General features: G+C 72.1%; 17 protein-coding genes. 9 read left to right on the top strand and 8 right to left on the bottom strand.

The features are described 5' to 3' along the window. Positions 1-3: 3 nt before the first annotated feature. On the bottom strand, positions 4-954 hold the full coding sequence (locus tag ACZ66S_RS17205) for a helix-turn-helix transcriptional regulator (RefSeq protein WP_469902343.1): 951 nt from the start codon (positions 952-954) through the stop codon (positions 4-6). A gap of 40 nt (positions 955-994) precedes the next feature. On the opposite strand from ACZ66S_RS17205, the gene ACZ66S_RS17200 reads away from it, so the two are divergent. Together ACZ66S_RS17200 and ACZ66S_RS17195 are read left to right on the top strand one after the other, a co-directional pair. Next, entirely contained in the window at positions 995-1,474 is a 480-nt protein-coding gene (locus tag ACZ66S_RS17200) for a hypothetical protein (protein WP_469902342.1), read from the top strand. After that, a complete protein-coding gene (locus ACZ66S_RS17195) occupies positions 1,471-1,947 on the top strand; it encodes a hypothetical protein (protein WP_469902341.1) in 477 nt (158 codons plus the stop codon). Before ACZ66S_RS17200 ends, ACZ66S_RS17195 begins: the two co-directional genes overlap by 4 nt. On the opposite strand, the gene ACZ66S_RS17190 is transcribed toward ACZ66S_RS17195, so the two are convergent. After that, complete coding sequence (locus ACZ66S_RS17190; RefSeq protein ID WP_469902340.1) at positions 1,916-2,659, bottom strand: class I SAM-dependent methyltransferase; 744 nt, start codon at positions 2,657-2,659, stop codon at positions 1,916-1,918. The two genes, ACZ66S_RS17195 and ACZ66S_RS17190, sit on opposite strands and share 32 nt — an antisense overlap. Positions 2,660-2,663: 4 nt before the next feature. Continuing rightward, positions 2,664-2,969 carry a 4a-hydroxytetrahydrobiopterin dehydratase gene (locus tag ACZ66S_RS17185; RefSeq protein ID WP_469902339.1) on the bottom strand — a complete coding sequence of 102 codons (306 nt, stop codon included), beginning with the start codon at positions 2,967-2,969 and terminating at the stop codon, positions 2,664-2,666. 210 nt (positions 2,970-3,179) lie between these two features. On the opposite strand from ACZ66S_RS17185, the gene ACZ66S_RS17180 reads away from it, so the two are divergent. The 7 genes from ACZ66S_RS17180 (at position 3,180) to narI (ending at position 12,466) form a co-directional block, all read left to right on the top strand. Then, positions 3,180-4,004 (top strand): helix-turn-helix domain-containing protein, encoded by an 825-nt coding sequence (locus ACZ66S_RS17180; protein WP_469902338.1) that lies wholly within the window; start codon positions 3,180-3,182, stop codon positions 4,002-4,004. A 177-nt stretch (positions 4,005-4,181) separates the two neighbouring features. Beyond that, positions 4,182-5,045 (top strand): helix-turn-helix domain-containing protein, encoded by an 864-nt coding sequence (locus ACZ66S_RS17175; RefSeq protein WP_469902337.1) that lies wholly within the window; start codon positions 4,182-4,184, stop codon positions 5,043-5,045. 35 nt (positions 5,046-5,080) lie between these two features. Beyond that, positions 5,081-5,875 (top strand): SAM-dependent methyltransferase, encoded by a 795-nt coding sequence (locus ACZ66S_RS17170; RefSeq protein ID WP_469902336.1) that lies wholly within the window; start codon positions 5,081-5,083, stop codon positions 5,873-5,875. Positions 5,876-5,957: 82 nt separating this feature from the next. Then, a complete protein-coding gene (locus ACZ66S_RS17165; RefSeq protein WP_469902335.1) occupies positions 5,958-9,632 on the top strand; it encodes a nitrate reductase subunit alpha in 3,675 nt (1,224 codons plus the stop codon). Position 9,633: 1 nt separating this feature from the next. Then, on the top strand, positions 9,634-11,253 hold the full coding sequence (gene narH / locus ACZ66S_RS17160; protein WP_469902334.1) for a nitrate reductase subunit beta: 1,620 nt from the start codon (positions 9,634-9,636) through the stop codon (positions 11,251-11,253). Further along, positions 11,253-11,747: a nitrate reductase molybdenum cofactor assembly chaperone gene (gene narJ / locus ACZ66S_RS17155; RefSeq protein WP_469902333.1), complete on the top strand. Its 495-nt coding sequence runs from the start codon at positions 11,253-11,255 to the stop codon at positions 11,745-11,747. Before narH ends, narJ begins: the two co-directional genes overlap by 1 nt. Further along, on the top strand, positions 11,744-12,466 hold the full coding sequence (narI, locus tag ACZ66S_RS17150; RefSeq protein WP_469902332.1) for a respiratory nitrate reductase subunit gamma: 723 nt from the start codon (positions 11,744-11,746) through the stop codon (positions 12,464-12,466). The genes narJ and narI overlap by 4 nt, the downstream gene beginning before the upstream one ends. A gap of 7 nt (positions 12,467-12,473) precedes the next feature. Here the strand turns inward: narI and dnaK are convergent, their stop codons facing one another. From dnaK to ACZ66S_RS17125, 5 genes are all read right to left on the bottom strand, one after another. Continuing rightward, entirely contained in the window at positions 12,474-14,339 is a 1,866-nt protein-coding gene (gene dnaK, locus ACZ66S_RS17145) for a molecular chaperone DnaK (protein WP_469902331.1), read from the bottom strand. A 122-nt stretch (positions 14,340-14,461) separates the two neighbouring features. Continuing rightward, positions 14,462-15,220, bottom strand: a complete 759-nt coding sequence (locus tag ACZ66S_RS17140) for a glycerophosphodiester phosphodiesterase family protein (protein ID WP_469902330.1) — start codon at positions 15,218-15,220, stop codon at positions 14,462-14,464. Positions 15,221-15,227: 7 nt separating this feature from the next. Continuing rightward, complete coding sequence (locus ACZ66S_RS17135; protein WP_469902329.1) at positions 15,228-16,571, bottom strand: hypothetical protein; 1,344 nt, start codon at positions 16,569-16,571, stop codon at positions 15,228-15,230. Between the two features lie 89 nt (positions 16,572-16,660). Next, positions 16,661-17,089: an OsmC family protein gene (locus tag ACZ66S_RS17130; protein WP_469902328.1), complete on the bottom strand. Its 429-nt coding sequence runs from the start codon at positions 17,087-17,089 to the stop codon at positions 16,661-16,663. Positions 17,090-17,153: 64 nt separating this feature from the next. Continuing rightward, a complete protein-coding gene (locus ACZ66S_RS17125; RefSeq protein WP_469902412.1) occupies positions 17,154-18,884 on the bottom strand; it encodes a vWA domain-containing protein in 1,731 nt (576 codons plus the stop codon). Positions 18,885-18,926: the final 42 nt, after the last annotated feature.

The following is an 18,926-nucleotide window of genomic DNA, read 5'->3' as shown; positions in this document are numbered from 1 at the left end:
CCCTCAGTCGCCGCACGGAGGGGCCGGGTTGCCGTATCTTCCGGCCAGTTCGGCGATCGTTCGTGCCATGCGTTCGCGCAGCTCGGGGGGTGCCAGCACCTCGATACCGGTGCCAAGCCGCAGGAACTCGCCCTGCGCGTGCCCGACGGACTCGACGGCGACCCGGGCGACGGTCCAGCCGTCGGGGTCGACGCGCTCGTTAACCGCCCTGGGCAGCCGTACACCCGGCGCCAACCGCACGACCGCCTCCTGCCGGTGCAGCCGCTCGTGGAAGTCCCGCTGGTAGGAGGTCCAGTAGGCCGCCAGATCGAAGCCCTCGGGGCGGGTGAACTCCTCCTCCGAGGAGGTCAGTTCGAGGATCTGGTCGACCCGGAAGGTGCGCGGGCCCGGACCCGCGACGACGTACCAGCGCCCGGCCTTCAGCACCAGTCCGTACGGCTCCAACCGCCGCTCCACGTCGGTCGGTTCGGCCCAGCGGCGGTACACCACCCGCAGCACCCTGCTGCTCCACACCGCCTCCGCCACCCGCGCCAGGTACGGCGCCTTCGCGGTCTGCGCGTACCAGCCGGGCGCGTCGAGGTGGAAGCGTCCGCTGATCCGGTCCGCGTGGGCCCGCAGTTCCGCCGGCAACGCGGCCCGCACCTTCGTCTGGGCGGCGGCGAGGACCGGGCCGAGGCCGAGTTCGGCGGCCGCCCCGGGAGCGCCGGCCAGGAAGAGGGCCTCCGCCTCGTCCCGGGTGAGCCCGGTCAGCCGCGTGCGGTAGCCGTCGAGGAGACGGTAGCCGCCGGCGTGGCCCGCGTCGCCGTAGACCGGGACGCCGGCCGCGCCCAGCGCCTCGACGTCCCGGTAGACGGTGCGCACGGACACCTCCAGCTCCTCGGCGAGCTGGGCGGCGGTCATCCGGCCCCGGGTCTGGAGCAGGAGGAGGATCGAGACGAGTCGGCCGGCCTTCACTGACACAGGATGTCAGTGAAGCGGGTTTAGCGTCCCCGGCATGGCTTTCACCGAGAAGCTGCTGACCGTGCCACCGCCGATCGAGGTCGCCGGCCGGCACGTCAAGCGCTACCACGTCACCGACGATCCGGCCGGCATCGCGCCCGACGTCGAGAAGGCGGCGTACGCGATCCTCCCCGAGCTGCTGCCGGAGCCGGACGGCACCCCGCCCGCGACCTTCGTCGTGCTGCACCGGGGCGGGGACACCGGCGCCTACCTCAACGCCTATAGCTGGGTGTGGGACAACGTGCTGCACTTCCGGGGCGCCGCCGCCGGGCAGCCGGCGCTGCGCTGCCCGGACGCAGATCCCACGCACTTCGTCGTGCCGGACCTGCCCTGGATCGGCTGCGTCTGGGAGCTGCCGCCGATCCTGCACGAACGGGACGCCTGGGTGCGGCATCTGCTCGCACCCGACGTCCCCGACCTCACGGCCTACCTGGCCGACTCCCTGCCCGAAGGAACCACGGGGGACCGCACATGAGCAGCCCGCACGACTTCGACTTCTTCCACGGCGACTGGGAGGTCCGCAACCGCCGCCGCGCCGACTTCCTCGACCCGGACAGCGCCTGGGAGGAGTTCCCCGCCACCAGCCGCTGCTGGCCCCTGTTCGACGGAGCCGCGAACGTCGACGAGATCGACATGCCCCACCTGGCGGCGAAGGGCGCGACCCTGCGGCTCCACGACCGGGAGACCGGGCAGTGGTCGCTGCACTGGGCCGCGAGCCGCAGCGGAACGCTGTTCCCGCCGGTCGTGGGACGGTTCGAGGACGGCCGCGGCGAGTTTTACGGCGACGACACCTACGGCGGGAAGGAGGTGCGGGTGCGGTTCGTGTGGGCCGGTGTGTCCGTGGACGCGGCCCACTGGGAGCAGGCCTTCTCCGTCGACGGCGGTGAGACCTGGGTGACCAACTGGACCATGGACTTCAGCCGGCCTTCCGGAACGCCCGGACGTTGAACACCGGTTCGGGGCGCGGGAGTTCCTGGTCGGGCAGCGCCTCCAGTCGGGCGGCGAACGCCTCCGTGCGCGGGTCGCCGGGCGGCAGCAGCGTGAACCAGCCGCGCCTCAGGTCGGCGGCGGTCCGCCGGGGGCTGCGGCCCTGACCGCGGCCCGGGAAGCGGGCCCGGCCGGCCGGGTGCAGGAGGTGGGCGGCGGCGTACGACTCGACGAGCGGCGCCGCGTCCGGGGCCGGGCGGCGCGGGCGCGGGGCGAGGACGGCGTCGATGTCGCTGCCGACGTCGTGCGCGGCGGCCTTGTCGACGGTGGTGACCCACATCCCGCCCGGTCTCAGCACCCGGGCGCACTCGCCGACCACGGCCCGGACGTCCTCGGGCCGGTCGAGGAGGTGCAGCAGCCACACGCTGGTGACGGCGTCGAACACGCCGTCGGGGAACGGCAGCGCCCGGCTGTCCGCGAGCACGACCGCGCCGGGCAGCCGGGCGGCGGCCGTGCGGGCCATGCCGTACGTCAGGTCGGCGCCGGTGACCCGGGTCGCGGGCCGGGCGGCGGCGAGCCTGCGGGTGACGATCCCGGTGCCGCAGGCCACGTCGAGGAGGCGTCCGGTGTCCGGCGGGATCAGGCCGAGCAGGGCGTCGGCGGCAGCGGCGGCCCTGGGTTCGCCGCCGCGGGTGGCGTCGTAGGCGTCGGCCTCCTTGTCGTAGTCGAGCACCGGCTCACTGGGCCCCGTGACCGGCGGCGAGCGCCTCCACCCGCTGTGCGAGCCCGAAGTCCTTCTCGGTGAGGGCGCCGCCCGCGCTGTGCGTGTGCACGGACAGCGCGACCGTGTTGTAGCCGAGGGTGAGGTCGGAGTGGTGGTCGAGCTCCTCCTGCACCTGGGCGATGTGGACGACCATCGCCGTGGCCGCGAAGTGGGTGCCGAGGCGGTACGAGCGGGTGAGGCGGCCGTCGTCGACGGACCAGCCCGGCAGCTCCGCGAGCCGGTCCTCGATCTCCTTCTGCGACAGGGGTTCGACGGGCATGGCCTCGTTCCTTCCTGGGGGGGTCGGTCTCCTCAGCGTCCCACACCTGTGCCGCCGCGGCCCTGGTCAGGAGGGTGCCCGATGGCCGGCCGGAGCCACCTTCGGCGGTGAGGGTCCTCGGCGGGCGGGACGATCCGGGGCGGCCCCCGGTCTGCCCCGCCCACCCGTCGCAGGCCGCTCGTCCGCGTGCTCCTCGACTACCGTCGTCGTATGACCACCCTCTCCTCCGCCGCTGCCACCCCCTCCGGCCAGGGCGTCGGTCCGCTGCTGCGCGCCTGGCGGGAGCAACGGCGGGTCAGCCAGCTCGAGTTGGCGCTGCGGGCGGACTCCAGCGCCCGGCACATCAGTTTCGTCGAGACGGGGCGCTCCCGCCCGAGCGAGGAGATGGTGCTCCGGCTCGCCGAGCACCTGGAGGTGCCGGTGCGGGAGCGCAACGCCCTGCTGCTCGCGGCCGGTTACGCCCCGCGGTTCCCGGAGACCCCGCTGGACGACCCGGCCCTGGGCGCCGTGCGGGAGGGGATCGAGCGGCTCATCCAGGGCTACGAGCCCTACCCTGCGCTGGTGTTCGACGCCGCGTACCACGTGGTGGCCGCGAACCGGGGGATCATGATGCTCCTCGACGGCGTCCCGGAGTCCCTGCTGCGCCCCCCGCTCAACACCATGCGGCTCACCCTGCACCCGCAGGGCCTCGCCCCGCGCATCCGCAACCTGCGCGAGTGGCGCGGCCATCTGCTGGAACAGATGCGGCGGCAGATCGCCCTGCGCCGCTCGGAGTCGCTGCGGGAGCTGTACGAGGAGGTGGCCGCGTACCCGGTGCCGGACCCCGGACCCGGGGACGGTCCCGAACAGGCGGACGCGGTCCCGTACTTCGCGCTGCCGATGCGGATCGAGCACGAGGGGCGGACGCTGTCGTTCGTGTCGTCCACGTCCACCTTCAACACGCCCATGGACGTGACCGTCGCCGAGCTGGCCATCGAGACGTTCCTGCCGGCCGACCCGGCGACGGCCAAGTACCTGCACGCGCTGCTGCCCTGAAGGGGCGGGTCCCGGACCGGAGTGCGCCGGCCCGGAACCCGTGACCACCACGATCCCGGCCGCCCGGCCTCCCGTCGATGACGCGGGAGGTAAGGAGGGAAACGCCCGTGACCGGTGAGCCCGGCACCGGAACATGGCACACTGCACGCAAGCTTCGACGCGTAGGGGAGGCGTGGCGTGAGTGAGCGGCGACCTGCGCCGACCGTGGGCCAGGTGGTGCTCGGCAGACGGCTGCAGGAACTGCGGGAGGCGGCCGGCCTCAAGCGTGAGGAGGCCGCGCAGGTACTGCGGGTGGCCCCCGCCACCGTGCGCCGGATGGAAATGGCCGAGGTCGCCCTGAAGATCCCTTACGTCCAGGTGCTCCTGGAGACGTACGGGGTGCCCGGGGACCAGGTCGAGGCGTTCGTCCAGTTGGCCGAGGAGGCGAACCGACCGGGCTGGTGGCAGCGGTTCCACGACGTGCTGCCCGAGTGGTTCAGCCTGTACGTGAGCCTGGAGGGCGCGGCCGGGATCATCCGCTCCTACGAGCCGCACTTCGTGCCCGGACTGCTCCAGACCGAGGCGTACGCGCGTGCCGTGATGGAGGCCGGGACCATCGGGCAGGCGGGCTCCGAGGCGCTGGAGCGGCACGTGTCGCTGCGCATGGCCCGCCAGCAGCTCCTGGAGCGCCCGAACGCCCCCCACCTGTGGGCGATCATGGACGAGACGGTGCTGCGCCGCCCGGTCAGCATCCGCTCCGAGGTGATGCGCGAACAGCTCGACAAGCTGCTGGAGTTCGCCGAGCGCGACCGGGTCACGCTCCAGGTGTGCGAGTTCGAGGAGGGTCCGCACCCGGGGACGTACGCGCCCTTCTCGCTGTTCCGCTTCGCCGAGCCGGAGCTGCCCGACCTGGTCTTCACCGAGTACCTGACCGGTGCGCTCTACCTCGACTCGCGCCAGGAGGTCGCCACGCATCTGGAGGTCCTGGACCACATGTCGGCGCGGGCCGCGTCGGCCGAGCGCACGAAGAAGCTGCTGCGGGAGCGCCGCGAGGACTTCTGAGCACAGGCATCACGACACAGGGGAGAAGACCGCGCATGACCGGATCCGACGCGCCCAGAATCGACACCAGCCGACCGCACCCGGCGCGGGTGTACGACTGGTGGCTGGGCGGCAAGGACAACTACCCGGTGGACGAGGCGCTCGCGCGCCGGATCCTGGAGGTGGACGGCACGGTGGTGCGCGGGGCGCGCGCCAACCGCCGCTTCATGACCAGGGCCGTGCGCACCGCCGCGGAGGCCGGGATCCGGCAGTTCCTGGACATCGGCACGGGCATCCCCACCGAGCCCAACCTCCACCAGGTCGCGCAGGGCGTCGCCCCCGAGGCCAAGGTGGTGTACGCGGACAACGACCCGATCGTGCTGCGGCACGCGCAGGCGCTGTTGCACGGGTCCGCCGAGGGCACCACGGACTATATCGAGGCCGACGTCCGTGACATCGACACCCTGCTGGCCCGGGCGCGCGAGTCCCTGGACTTCACCCAGCCGGTCGCCCTGTCCCTGGTCGCCCTCACCCACTACCTGGACGACGACGTGTACGGACTCGTGGCGCGCTACGTCGACACGCTCGCCCCGGGCAGTCACCTGATCATGTCCCAGGTCACACCCGATCTGAGCCCCGCGGCCATCGAGAAGGCGGCCGAGCAGTTCCGGCGCAGCGGCACCCCCTTCTTCCCGCGTTCGCTCACCGAGTTCTCCCGCTTCTTCGACGGTCTGGAGCTGCTCGGCCCCGGGATGATCCCGGTGTCGGGCTGGCGTCCGGGCCCCGAGGACGTGGCGGCGCAGGCGGAGGGCATCGTGCCGGTGTACGCGGGGGTCGCCCGCAAGGCCTGACCCGTACGGGTGCCGAGAACGGGTGCGCTCCCGCGCCCCGCCCTAGGTTCGAGACGAGCCGTGGGCAAGCAAGGGAGCGCACGTGACCGACACGGAGATACCGCCGAGGGAACCCGGCGCGGCGCTGCTGCGGGCCGGGCGGTTCTTCCGGCCCGGCACGGCCTCCCCCGACCTGCACAGCATCGGGCTGGCCGGCGGCCGCGAGGCGGACGCCTTCTACCGTGACCGCTGGAGCCACGACAAGGTCGTGAACTCCACGCACGGCGTGAACTGCACGGGCTCGTGCCGCTGGAAGGTGTACGTCAAGGACGGCATCATCACCTGGGAGACCCAGCAGACGGACTACCCGTCGGTGGGCCCCGACCGCCCCGAGTACGAGCCCCGCGGCTGCCCGCGCGGCGCCGCCTTCTCCTGGTACACCTACTCCCCCACCCGGGTCCGCTACCCGTACGTGAGGGGCGTCCTGCTCGAGCTGTACCGCGAGGCCCTGGGACGGCTCGGCGACCCGGTCCTGGCCTGGGCGGACATCCAGGCCGACCCCGAGCGCCGCCGCCGCTACCAGCAGGCCCGCGGCAAGGGCGGACTGGTCCGGGCGAGCTGGGACGAGGCGGTCGAGATCGTCGCCGCCGCGCACGTCCACACCATCAAGGAGTACGGGCCCGACCGCATCGCCGGTTTCTCCCCCATCCCGGCGATGTCGATGGTGTCGCACGCGGCCGGCGCCCGGTTCCACTCCCTGATCGGCGCCCCGATGCTGTCGTTCTACGACTGGTACGCCGACCTCCCCGTGGCCTCCCCGCAGGTCTTCGGCGACCAGACCGACGTCCCGGAGTCGGGCGACTGGTGGGACGCGGCCTACCTGATGATGTGGGGCTCGAACGTCCCGGTCACCCGCACCCCGGACGCCCACTGGATGGCGGAGGCCCGCTACCGGGGCCAGAAGGTCGTGGTGGTCGCCCCCGACTACGCGGACAACGCCAAGTTCGCCGACGAGTGGCTGCACCCGCACCCGGGGACGGACGGCGCCCTGGCGCTGGCGATGGGCCATGTCGTGCTCAGGGAGTTCTTCGTCGACCGCGAGACGCCGTTCTTCGCGGACTACGTGAGGAAGTTCACCGACCTGCCCTTCCTGGTGACGCTCACCGAGAAGGACGGGGCCCACGTGCCGTCGAAGTTCCTGCGCGCCTCGGACCTGGGCCAGGAGGGCGAGGGCGCCGAGTGGAAGACGGTCGTCCTGGACGCGGCGAGCGGCCGGGCGGTCGTCCCGAACGGCTCCCTCGGTTTCCGCTGGACGGACTCCGGCAAGGGCCGCTGGAACCTCGAACTCGGCGCGGTCGAACCGCGGCTCAGCCTCTACGGTCACGAGGCGTCCGCCGGGGTCGAGGTGCTGCTCCCCCGCTTCGACACGGAGGGCGGCGCACACGGCCAGGGACGCGGCGAGGTGCTGCGACGCGGGGTTCCCGCGACCCGGCTCGGCGGCACCCTGGTCACCACCGTGTTCGACCTGCTGCTCGCCCAGTACGGCGTCGGGCGCCCCGGCCTCCCCGGCACCTGGCCCGCCTCCTACGAGGACGCCGAGCAGCCCGGCACCCCCGCCTGGCAGGAGGCGCACACCTCCGTCCCGGCCGCCAAGTGCGTCAGGATCGCCAGGGAGTTCGCGCGGACCGCCGAGCGTTCCGAGGGCCGCTGCATGATCCTCATGGGCGCCGGCACCAACCACTGGTTCCACTCCGAGACGATCTACCGGACCTTCCTCGCCCTGCTCCAGCTCACCGGCTGCCAGGGCCGCAACGGCGGCGGCTGGGCGCACTACGTGGGCCAAGAGAAGTGCCGCCCGGTGACCGGCTGGGCGACGCTGGCCTCCGCGTCGGACTGGTCGCGGCCGCCCCGCCAGATGATCGGCACCGCGTACTGGTACCTCAACACCGACCAGTGGCGCTACGACCGCTTCACCGCCGACGTGCTCTCCTCCCCCCTCGGTGAGGGCCGCCTCGCGGACATGACCGGCGCGGACTGCCTGGCCCTGTCGGCGCGTGCGGGCTGGATGCCGTCGTACCCCACCTTCGACCGCAACCCGCTGGAGCTGGGCGCGGCCTTCGGCGACCCGGTGGCGCGGACGGTGGCCGAACTCCGGGCCGGATCCCTGAAGTTCGCCTGCGAGGACCCCGACGCCCCGGAGAACTGGCCCCGGGTGCTGAACCTGTGGCGGGCCAACCTGCTGGGGTCCTCGGCGAAGGGCGCGGAGTACTTCACCAGGCACCTGCTGGGCACGCACTCCTCGCTGAACGCCGAGGAGGCCGCCGCCGCCGAACGCCCCCGCGAGGTGACCTGGCGGGACGAGGCACCCGAGGGCAAGCTCGACCTGCTGCTGTCGCTGGACTTCCGGCAGACCTCCTCCACGCTGCTCTCGGACGTCGTCCTGCCGGCGGCGACCTGGTACGAGAAGCACGACCTGTCCTCCACGGACCTGCACCCCTTCGTGCACTCCTTCACCCCGGCCGTGGACCCGCCCTGGCAGGCCCGCACCGACTTCGACACCTTCAAGGCGCTGGCCGACCGGCTCAGCGAGCTGGCGGTGGTCCACCTCGGCGTGTGCAGGGACCTGGTGGCGAGCCCGCTCCAGCACGACACCCCGGGCGAGATCGCCCAGCCGGGCGGGGTGGTCCGGGACTGGAGGCGCGGGGAGTGCGACCCGGTGCCCGGGCGGACCATGCCGAACCTGACCGTGGTGGAGCGGGACTACACGGCCGTCGGCACGAAGTTCCGGACACTCGGACCGCTGGTGGAGCAACTGGGGCTGCCCGCCAAGGGGATCGCGCTGCGCCCGGACGAAGAGGTGGCTCACCTGCGGGAGTTGAACGGTGTCTCGGCGGACGGCCGACCGCTGCTGGACACCGCGGTCAAGGCCGCCAACGCCGTCCTCGCCCTGTCCGGCACCACCAACGGCCGCCTCGCCACCCAGGGCTTCCGCACCCTCCAGGAGCGCACCGGGCAGGAGATGGCCCACCTGGCCGCCGAGCACGAGGGCAAGCGGGTCACGTACGCGGACACCCAGGCGGCGCCCGTGCCGGTGATCACCTCGCCGGAGTGGTCGGGCAGCGAGTCGGGCGGCCGCCGCTACACGGCGTTCACCCTGAACACCGAGCACCTCAAGCCCTGGCACACCCTCACCGGGCGCCAGCACTTCTTCCTCGACCACGACTGGATCCACGAGCTGGGCGAGGCGCTGCCCGTCTACCGGCCGCCGCTCGACATGCACCGCCTGTTCGGCGAACCGCGGCTCGGGCCGGACGGGCAGCGGGAGGTGACGGTCCGTTACCTCACTCCGCACAACAAGTGGTCCATCCACTCCGAGTACCAGGACAACCTGTTCATGCTGGCCCTGTCCCGGGGCGGCCAGAGCATCTGGATGTCCCCGCAGGACGCGCAGGCCATCGGCGTCGAGGACAACGACTGGGTCGAGGCGGTCAACCGCAACGGCGTGGTCGTGGCCCGGGCGATCGTCTCGCACCGGATGCCGGCCGGGACGGTGTACATGCACCACGCGCAGGAGCGCACGGTGAACGTCCCGCTCGCCGAGTCCACCGGCCGGCGCGGCGGCACCCACAACTCGCTCACCCGCCTCATCCTCAAGCCGTCCCATCTCATCGGCGGCTACGCCCAGTTGTCCTGGGCGTTCAACTACCTGGGGCCCACGGGCAACCAGCGCGACGAGGTCACGGTCATCCGCCGCCGCGGCCAGGAGGTGGAGTTCTGACATGCCCCGTGACGAAGGCACCATTGGACGCTGCATGGCCCAGATCGCGATGGTGATGAACCTCGACAAGTGCATCGGCTGCCACACCTGCTCGGTCACCTGCAAGCAGGCGTGGACCAACCGCCGGGGCATGGAGTACGTCTGGTTCAACAACGTGGAGACCCGGCCCGGTCAGGGCTACCCGCGCCGGTACGAGGACCAGGACACGTGGCGCGGCGGCTGGGAGCTCAACCGCCGGGGCGCCCTGAAGCTCAAGGCGGGCGGCCGGCTGCACAAGCTCGCCGGGATCTTCTCCAACCCGAGGCTCCCGGAGATCAAGGACTACTACGAGCCCTGGACCTACGACTACAAGAACCTCACCGACGCCCCGCTCGGCGCCGACTACCCTGTCGCGCAGCCCGTCTCGCAGCTCGACGGCAAGCCGATGAAGATCGAGTGGTCCTCGAACTGGGACGACAACCTCGCGGGCGCCCCGGCCCACGGCGACCTGGACCCGATGGTCGAGCGCACCCGCCGACAGGTGTCCGACAAGGTGCGGTTCGAGTTCGAGCAGACCTTCATGTTCTATCTGCCGCGGATCTGCGAGCACTGCCTCAACCCGGCCTGTGTGGCGTCCTGTCCCTCCGGCGCGATGTACAAGCGGGCCGAGGACGGCATCGTGCTCGTCGACCAGGACCAGTGCCGGGGCTGGCGGATGTGCGTGACGGGATGCCCGTACAAGAAGGTCTACTTCAACCACCGCACCGGCAAGGCCGAGAAGTGCACGATGTGCTACCCGCGGGTGGAGGTCGGGCTGCCGACGGTCTGCTCGGAGACCTGCGTGGGCCGGCTGCGCTATCTGGGGGTCGTCCTCTACGACGCCGACAAGGTGACGGCCGCGGCCTCCGCGGCGGACGAGAAGGACCTGTACGAGGCCCAGTTGAGCGTGTTCCTCGACCCGGACGACCCCGCCGTGCGGCACGCCGCCGAGGAGGCGGGGATCCCGTACGACTGGATGGAGGCGGCCCGCCGCTCCCCCGTGCGCGCGCTGATCAGCACGTACCGGGTGGCGCTGCCGCTGCATCCGGAGTACCGCACCCTGCCGATGGTCTGGTACATCCCGCCTCTCTCGCCGGTCGTGGACGCGCTGTCGGAGACCGGGCACGACGGGGAGGACGCCGGCAATCTCTTCGGTGCGATCGACACGCTGCGGATCCCGCTGGAGTACCTGGCGGAGCTGTTCACGGCGGGCGATGTCGCCCCGGTGCGGGCCGCGTTGGAGAAGCTGGCCGCGATGCGCTCCCACATGCGGGCGGTCAACCTCGGGGACGCGCCGGACCCGGCGGTCGCCTCGGCCGTCGGCATGCGGGCCGAGGAGATCGAGGAGATGTACCGGCTGCTGGCGATCGCCAAGTACGAGGACCGGTACGTGATCCCGACGGCCGCCGTCGGGGACGCCCGGCGCCTGGAGGAGTCGGCGCTGCCGGACGAGTGCAGCCTCGACCACGCGGACGGCCCCGGGATGGGCGGCGACGGGCCGTTCGGGCAGGACTCGGGGCGCAGGCTGCTGCCGCTGGTGTCGGTGGAGAACTTCCACGCGCTGCGCCGGCGGCAGACCACGGACGACGCGGAGGAGGCCTGATGCCCTCGGACGCAGTGCTCTACCAGGCGGCGGCGCTCTGCCTGACGTATCCCGACGACGACTTCCGGGCGCGGCTGCCGCTGCTGCGCGAGGCGGCCCCGCAGCTCAGGGAGTTCGTCGACCACGCGGCGGTGACGCCCGCGCAGGAGCTGGCGGCGCACTACGTGCGGGTCTTCGACTTCAGGAACCGGCACAGCCTGTACCTGAGCTGGTGGCAGGACGGGGACACCCGGCGGCGCGGGATGTCGCTGGTGCGGTTCAAGGAGGTCTACCGGGCCGCCGGACTCGAGTTCACCGGCGAGGAGCTGCCGGACTTCCTGCCCGCGGTGCTGGAGTTCGCGGCCCGCACCGGGGACCTGGCCCTGCTCACCGAGCACCGCGACGGTCTGGAGCAGCTCCGCTCCCGGCTGACCGACTTCGGCACGCCGTACGCGACGGTCCTCGACGCCGTGTGCGCCACGCTGCCGACCGCACCGGCCCGGCAGCGCTCATGACCACACTCCTGTGGGGCGTCCTGCCGTACGTCACCGTCGCCCTGCTGGTCGCCGGCCTGGTCTGGCGCCATCGCTACGACCGGTTCGGCTGGACCACGCGCTCCTCCCAGGTCTACGAGTCAAGGCTGCTGAACATCGCCTCCAACGCCTTCCATTACGGCATCCTCTTCGTGCTCGCGGGCCACCTCGTGGGCCTGTTCGTCCCGATGTCCTGGACACGCTCCGTCGGGATCAGCGAGCACACCTACCACCTGTTCTCGCTGTACGGCGGCACGGCGGCGGGCGCGCTGACGGTCGCCGGGATCGCCCTGCTGATCTACCGCCGCCGCACCAGGGCGCCGGTGTTCCGGGCGACGACGGTCAACGACAAGCTCATGTACGTCGTCCTGCTGGCGGCGATCGTGCTGGGCATGGTGGCGAAGCTGACCCATTCCTCCGGCGACGGCTACAACTACCGTGAGTCGATCGGCCCTTGGGCCCAGGGCCTCCTCCGGCTCCGACCTGACCCGGACCTGATGCAGGGCGTCCCGGTCCTCTACCAGGTCCACGCGGTCGTCGGCATGGCCCTGATCGCCCTGGTGCCGTACACCCGACTGGTCCACATGTTCAGCGCGCCCCTCGGCTACCTGTTCCGCCCGTATGTGGTGTACCGCAGCCGCGACCCCGAGCAGTTGGGGCCGCGGCCGGAGCGGCGGGGGTGGGAGCGGACGGAGATCTGACGGGCTCTCAGGCGGCGCCGCCCTTCTGGTCCTTCTCGTCGTCGACGATCTCCGCGTCGACCACGCCCTCCTCCTCCTGCGGCGAGGAGGGCGGTTCGTCCTGCGGCGACTGCTGCTGCTGCTGCGCCTGGGCGTACATGGCCTGGCCCATCTTCTGGCTGACGGTGGCGAGTTTCTCGACGCCGCCGCGGAGCGTGTTCGTGTCGGCGTTCTCCTCCAGCAACCGCTTCAGTTCGGAGACCGCCGACTCGACCTCCGTCCGGGTGTCGGCGGACACCTTGTCGCCGTTCTCGCGAACGAACTTCTCGGTCTGGTAGACGAGTTGCTCGGCCTGGTTGCGGGTCTCGGCGGCCTCGCGACGACCCCGGTCCTCCTCGGCGTACTGCTCGGCCTCCCGCATCATGCGGTCGATGTCCTCCTTGGGGAGCGCCGATCCGCCCGTCACCGTCATCTTCTGCTCGCGCCCGGTCGCGAGGTCCTTCGCCGACACGTGCATGATCCCGTTGGCGTCGATGTCGAAGGCCACCTCGATCTGGGGGACGCCCCGGGGCGCCGGCGGCAGCCCGGTGAGGTCGAAGACGCCGAGCTTCTTGTTGTACGCGGCGATCTCACGTTCGCCCTGGTAGACCTGGACGCCCACCGAGGGCTGGTTGTCGGTGGCCGTCGTGAAGATCTCCGAACGGCGGGTGGGGATCGTGGTGTTGCGTTCGATGAGCTTGGTCATGATGCCGCCCTTGGTCTCGATCCCCAGGGACAGCGGGGTGACGTCGAGCAGCAGCACGTCCTTCACGTCACCGCGGATGACACCCGCCTGGAGTGCCGCCCCGACCGCCACGACCTCGTCGGGGTTGACCCCCTTGTGCGGGTCCCTGCCGGTGAGCTCCTTGACCAGCTCGGTCACCGCGGGCATCCGGGTCGAGCCGCCGACGAGGATCACGTGGTCGACCGCGGAGAGCTTGATGCCCGCGTCCTTGACCGCCTGGTGGAAGGGGGTCTTGCAGCGGTCCAGCAGATCCGCGGTGAGCTCCTGGAACTGCGCGCGGGTCAGCTTCTCGTCGAGGTGCAGGGGCCCCTCGGCGGAGGCGGTGATGTAGGGCAGGTTGATCGTGGTCTCCGAGGACGACGACAGCTCGATCTTCGCCTTCTCGGCCCCCTCGCGCAGCCGCTGCAACGCCATCTTGTCGTTGCCGAGGTCGACGCCGTACTGCCCCTTGAAGCGTTTGACCAGGTGCTCCACGATCCGGTGGTCCCAGTCGTCGCCGCCCAGGTGCGTGTCGCCGTTGGTCGCCTTGACCTCGATCACGCCGTCGCCGATCTCCAGCAGGGAGACGTCGAAGGTGCCGCCGCCGAGGTCGAAGACCAGGACCGTCTGCTCCTCGCCCCGGTCGAGGCCGTACGCCAGCGCCGCCGCCGTGGGCTCGTTGATGATCCTCAGGACGTTGAGGCCGGCGATCTCCCCGGCCTCCTTGGTGGCCTGCCGCTGGGTGTCGTCGAAGTAGGCGGGCACCGTGATCACGGCGTCGGTGACGTCCTCGCCGAGATAGGACTCGGCGTCCCGCTTCAGCTTCTGCAGGACCCTCGCGGACAGCTCCTGCGCCCGGTACCGGGTGCCGTCGATCGAGCCCTGGTCCGGGAAGCGCCAGCTCCCGTCGCCCATGTGCCGCTTCACCGAGCGCGCGGTGCGCTCGACGTTGGTGACGGCCTGCCGCTTGGCGACCTCGCCCACCAGCACCTCGCCGTTCTTGGCGAAGGCCACGACCGACGGTGTGGTCCTGGCCCCTTCCGCGTTGGCGACGACCGTGGGTTCACCACCTTCCAGCACGGCCACCACCGAGTTCGTGGTCCCGAGATCGATCCCGACCGCACGTCCCATCGCTGTCCCCTTCCGCCAGGAGTTCCGCCCAGGAGTTTCGCCCAGGAGTTCCGCCAGGGAGCCTTCCCGAACTCCAGCACAAAACTTGAGTGCGCTCTTGTCAATGGTGCGGGTGGGCCTGCTCAGTGGGACGAGTACCCCGGCACGCGCTCCTCGTGCGGTCCCCCGCGCAGCGCGACCGCCCGCCGCGGCCGGTCGGTGACCAGGACGTCGACCCGCGGATGGTCGAGGAACGCCCGCATGCGGGCGTCGTCGTTGACCGTCCACACCATGGTGAACAGGTCGTGCCGGACCGCCTCGCGCAGCACGTTGACCCGGGCCAGAAGGTGGTGCACGGCCACCCCGCTCGCGCCGCAGGCGCGCACCCGGCGCATCGGCAGGAGCTCGCTCAGCCGGGTGCCGGCGAGGCGCCACCGGGCGATCTCCTTGCGGTCGCGCCCCAGGGACAGCGCGGTGCGCACCCGGGGGAAGGCCCGCGTGACGGCGGCGACGGAACGGTCCTGAAGGGTCGTGGCGACGAAGCCGTCGGTGCCGAGCAGGGCCACCGCCCGGTCGATCAGCTCCCGCTCGTAGCCGCTCTCCTTCAGGTCCAGGTGCCCGACCAGCTTCCCCGCGATCAGCGCCATCACCTCGTCGACGACCGGCACGGCGTGCCCGGCCCGTGCGCTGAGCTCGGCGTGGGTGATCTCGTGGAGGAACGGGCCGGTGCCCTGGGCCCGGGCGTCGTGGTGCACGACGAGGACGCCGTCGGACGTGCGCCGGACGTCGAACTCGACGTACTCCGCCCCCGAGGCGATCGCGTCCTCGTAGGCCTCCCAGGTCGCGGCGCCGGCACGCTCGGAGCCGCCCCGGTGGGCGGAGACGGCGGGACGTCGTGGCATACGGCGGTCAGCTTCCGGACGGGGGCCGCTGGGCGGGAACCGGGGCGGCCTGGCGGAGCAGCGAGCCGGAGCGACGGCCGGCCCGGATGATCCGGACGTAGCCGATCACGGCGAGCACCAGGAAGGGAACCCAGGCCAGGACGTACGCCGGGAGGTAGCGCGGGTCGAACACGGAGCGATGGGGGTCCACGGTGGAGGCGTTGGCGCCGAAGAACCCGAGCAGCAGCGTCGGCGGCAGCGCGATCAGCGTGGCGATCGCCACCAGCACGGACACCGTGCGGTCCCGGCGGTCGTCGCGCTCCGAGAGCTCCGCGTCCAGGGCCGCCGAGCGGGCGTTGATCACCGACGTCAGCCGCTCCACCATGCGGGCCGAGTTGCCCAGGCTGTCGCGGATGCCGAGCGCGTCCCGCAGGGAGGACTGAAAGGCCTCCATGACCATTTCCGGGATCAGCAGGCTGTCGACGTACGCCTCCACCCCGAAGGCCAGGTCCAGTTGGAGTTCGTTGACCCCCGCGGACAGTCGCGAGATGAGCGAGCGGATCTCGTACGGGGAGCTCGCCGAGGCCTGTTCGTTCGCCCGCATGGTCGCGAAGGCGGCCAGCCGGGTGCGCTGGAGGACGGCGAGCGCGGAGACCATCCCGACGGCGACGAGCGTCAGACCGTTCTCCACGTGCTCGGCCCAGCCGGCGTGGACGGAGACACCGCGGCCGTGCGCGGAGAGCGTGCTGCCGTGGCTCCTGAGGTGGGGCGGCTCCGCCGTGGCCCGTCGGCCGCGGTACACGAGCTCGCTGAGCACGACGGCCTGCCGGGCCGGGTCGGCAGCGAGCAGTTCCTCGCGCAACTCGCCGCCGGGGAACACGAGTTGGTGGACGTTCTGGCCGAAGGCGAGCGGCTCCCGCGGGACGAGCCGCTCGCGCAGCGCGTCGAGCAGCGGCCGGCCGCCGAGGGTGATCCGGTCCCGGTCGAAGCAGGAGTCGGCGAGCCACGCGGCGAGGGCGTCGGAGGGGGTGCGGCCGGCGAACTCGCAGTCGAGGACCAGGGTGATGTCACCGCGCGGGGCGGTGAGCACGACGAGTTCGGCCGACGCCGGGGCGAGTCCGTGGTCGCCGTGCGGCAGCCGCAGCTCCCCGGGCGGTACGTCCGCCACGAGCACCGGCGCGGGCAGCACCGCCTCGCTGGACTTCAGGTGCAGGGCGAAGCGGCCGAAGTCGAACCGGTCGACCAGGCTGCCGAGCGAGGGCCCCGGCGGGTCCAGGGTGCCGCTGAGGCTGAACAGCACCAGGACGCGGGTGAGTCGGCGGGTGCCGGAGTCGAGTTCCGCCGTGCCGCCGGACGTTGTTCCCGTGATCATCGCGTCCCCTTCCCCGCCCTGGCCCGCCCGAGTGCGGCAGCGCGCAGACCGCCCCGGACGAGCGGTCTGCGCGACTGGTGCCCCGGGGTTCAGGCGAGCTTCGCGTCCAGCGTGATCGGCACGGACTGCAGGGCCTGGCTGACGGGGCAGTTGGCCTTGGCGTCGGTGGCGGCGGCGACGAAGCCGTCCTCGTCGAGGCCCGGCACGGTGCCCTCGACGGTGAGGTGGATGCCGGTGATGCCCTCTCCCGGCTGGAAGGAGACGTCGGCCGACGTGACGAGCTTGGTGGGCGGGGTGCCCGCGCCGTTCAGGGCGTGCGACAGCGCCATCGAGAAGCAGCTCGAGTGCGCGGCGGCGATCAGCTCCTCGGGGCTGGTCTTGCCGTTGGCGTCCTGGGAGCGCGAGGCCCACGTGACCGGCTGTGCCTCGATGGCACCGGAGGAGTCGAAGTTGACGACACCGCTCCCCTCGAGGAGGTTGCCTTCCCAGACGGTGTGTGCGGAGCGCGTGGTAGCCACGATCAGTCCTTTCCTGTGGTCCCGCGGACGGGAGTGCGGGATCCATCCGATCACACACTACGGCTCAGCTCACCCGGAAGACGGGCCCCCGTGCGGTGAACGGCAGCCTGGCGCCCTGCGGGATCAGATAGGCGTGCTCGCGCCGCACCCGCAGCACATCGCACCAGCCGTCGGTGATCACCAGCACGGGGGCGCCCGCGGGGAAGTCGTCGGCGCGCTGCAGCAGGTCGATGCCGGGCTGCAGGACGGTGCCGCCGCGGCCGTGCACCCGGACCCGCTCGGCGATCTCGGTCACGGGCAGATAGCCGGCGTCGTGCGGTGCCGCGTCGCAGAACACCACCCGGGCGGCCGGTACGTCGCGGGCCTCGGCGTACGAGGCGATCGCCCCGAGCGCCTTGCCGAGCAGGGTTCGGCTCATCGAGCCCGAGGTGTCCAGGACCACGCCGAAGGTGCAGCGGGCGGTCTCCTCGGGCGGGAAGTACCGGCCCGCGCGCGGGATGTCGGGGGTGGCGGACTGACGGCGCGCGGGACGGGCGTAGGACCGCACGGGCTGCGGGCTCGGCACGAACTCGTCGAACCAGCGGGCGAGTTGTGCGTCCCAGGGCAGCGGCGGATGGCTGAGCGCGCGGATCTCCTCGACCAGCCCGCCGGGCAGGAAGCCGCGCTCCTGCCGCTGGTGCAGGTCGAGGCCCTGACCCAGGCCCCGGCGGTAGAACTCGTCGAGGTCGACGTAGTCGCGGGGCGAGCCGAGCGGACCGCCGAGGATGTCGCCGGTGCCCTTGCCGCGGAGGGTGGCCAGCCGGCGCATGCGGCGCAGGTCACCCGCGATGCGGTCGTAGACCTCCTCGGCGGACAGGCCGGTGAGCTCGGGGTCGTGGAGCAGGCCCTCCGGCATGGTGCCGACCTGCATCTCGTGCAGCCAGCCGTTGATGACGTAGTCGCAGGCGACGTTGAAGAGGTAGGGGTCGCGGGTGCCGCAGCGGTCGCCGTGGCGCAGGGCGGCGTGCAGCATCTCGTGGGCGAGGACGAACCGCCATTCGTCGTCGTCGAGGCGGCGCAGCGGGTTGATGTAGATCTCGGCGGCCGCCGTGTCGACGGCGGCCACGGCGATGCCGTGGGCGCGGGCGATCTCGGCGTCGGCGACCAGGGTGATGCCGGCCGCGATGCCGCCGAGCAGCGGGTAGGAGGAGATGAACCAGCTCAGGGCCCGCTGCCAGGGGCGCTGCCGGGGCAGCTCGCCGTCGAGGGAGTCGCGGCGGCCACCGGCCATGTCCATCGCCGCCGACACGGTCCGGGTCAGGGCGGTGGCGAACGCGAGCTGCCAGTCGGGCGGCTGGGACCAGCCCGTCCACCGCAGCAGCAGTTGGTCGGGGTCGGGGCCCGCGGTGCCGCAGTGTTCGAAGGGGGCGGGGATGCCGTCGCGCCGCCAGCGGGCGGCGAGCTGCTCCTCGTCGCCGTCGGGGTAGGAGGCGGGCAGGTGCTCGGGGGTCTCGCCGATGGTGAAGCCGAGCAGGAAGCGGTTGACGACCACGCAGCGGGCGGCGAGGTCGAAGCGGTCGGGCTGGGTGCGCTCGTCCTTGACGGCGGGGACGTGCCCGAAGCCGAGGTGGAGGACGGCGTGGGCGAGCGCCCAGGCCCAGGCGGCGGGTTCGGCGAGGCGGTGCGGCTGGACGTGCAGGTCTCCGTCGGAGTCGGCCACCACGAGCCCGTCGCGGGGCGCGAACCGGCAGTCCTCCCTGCGGCAGACGTCGAACTCGACGGCGGCGAGGGCCGGGTTGGCCCTGAGCAGCCGCATGCCCTCGGCGAACGCCTCACCGGCGAGGTCCCGCTTCTTCTT

This window comes from Streptomyces sp. NPDC107471 (assembly GCF_055582845.1).
This window is presented reverse-complemented; position numbering and strand designations above follow the sequence as displayed.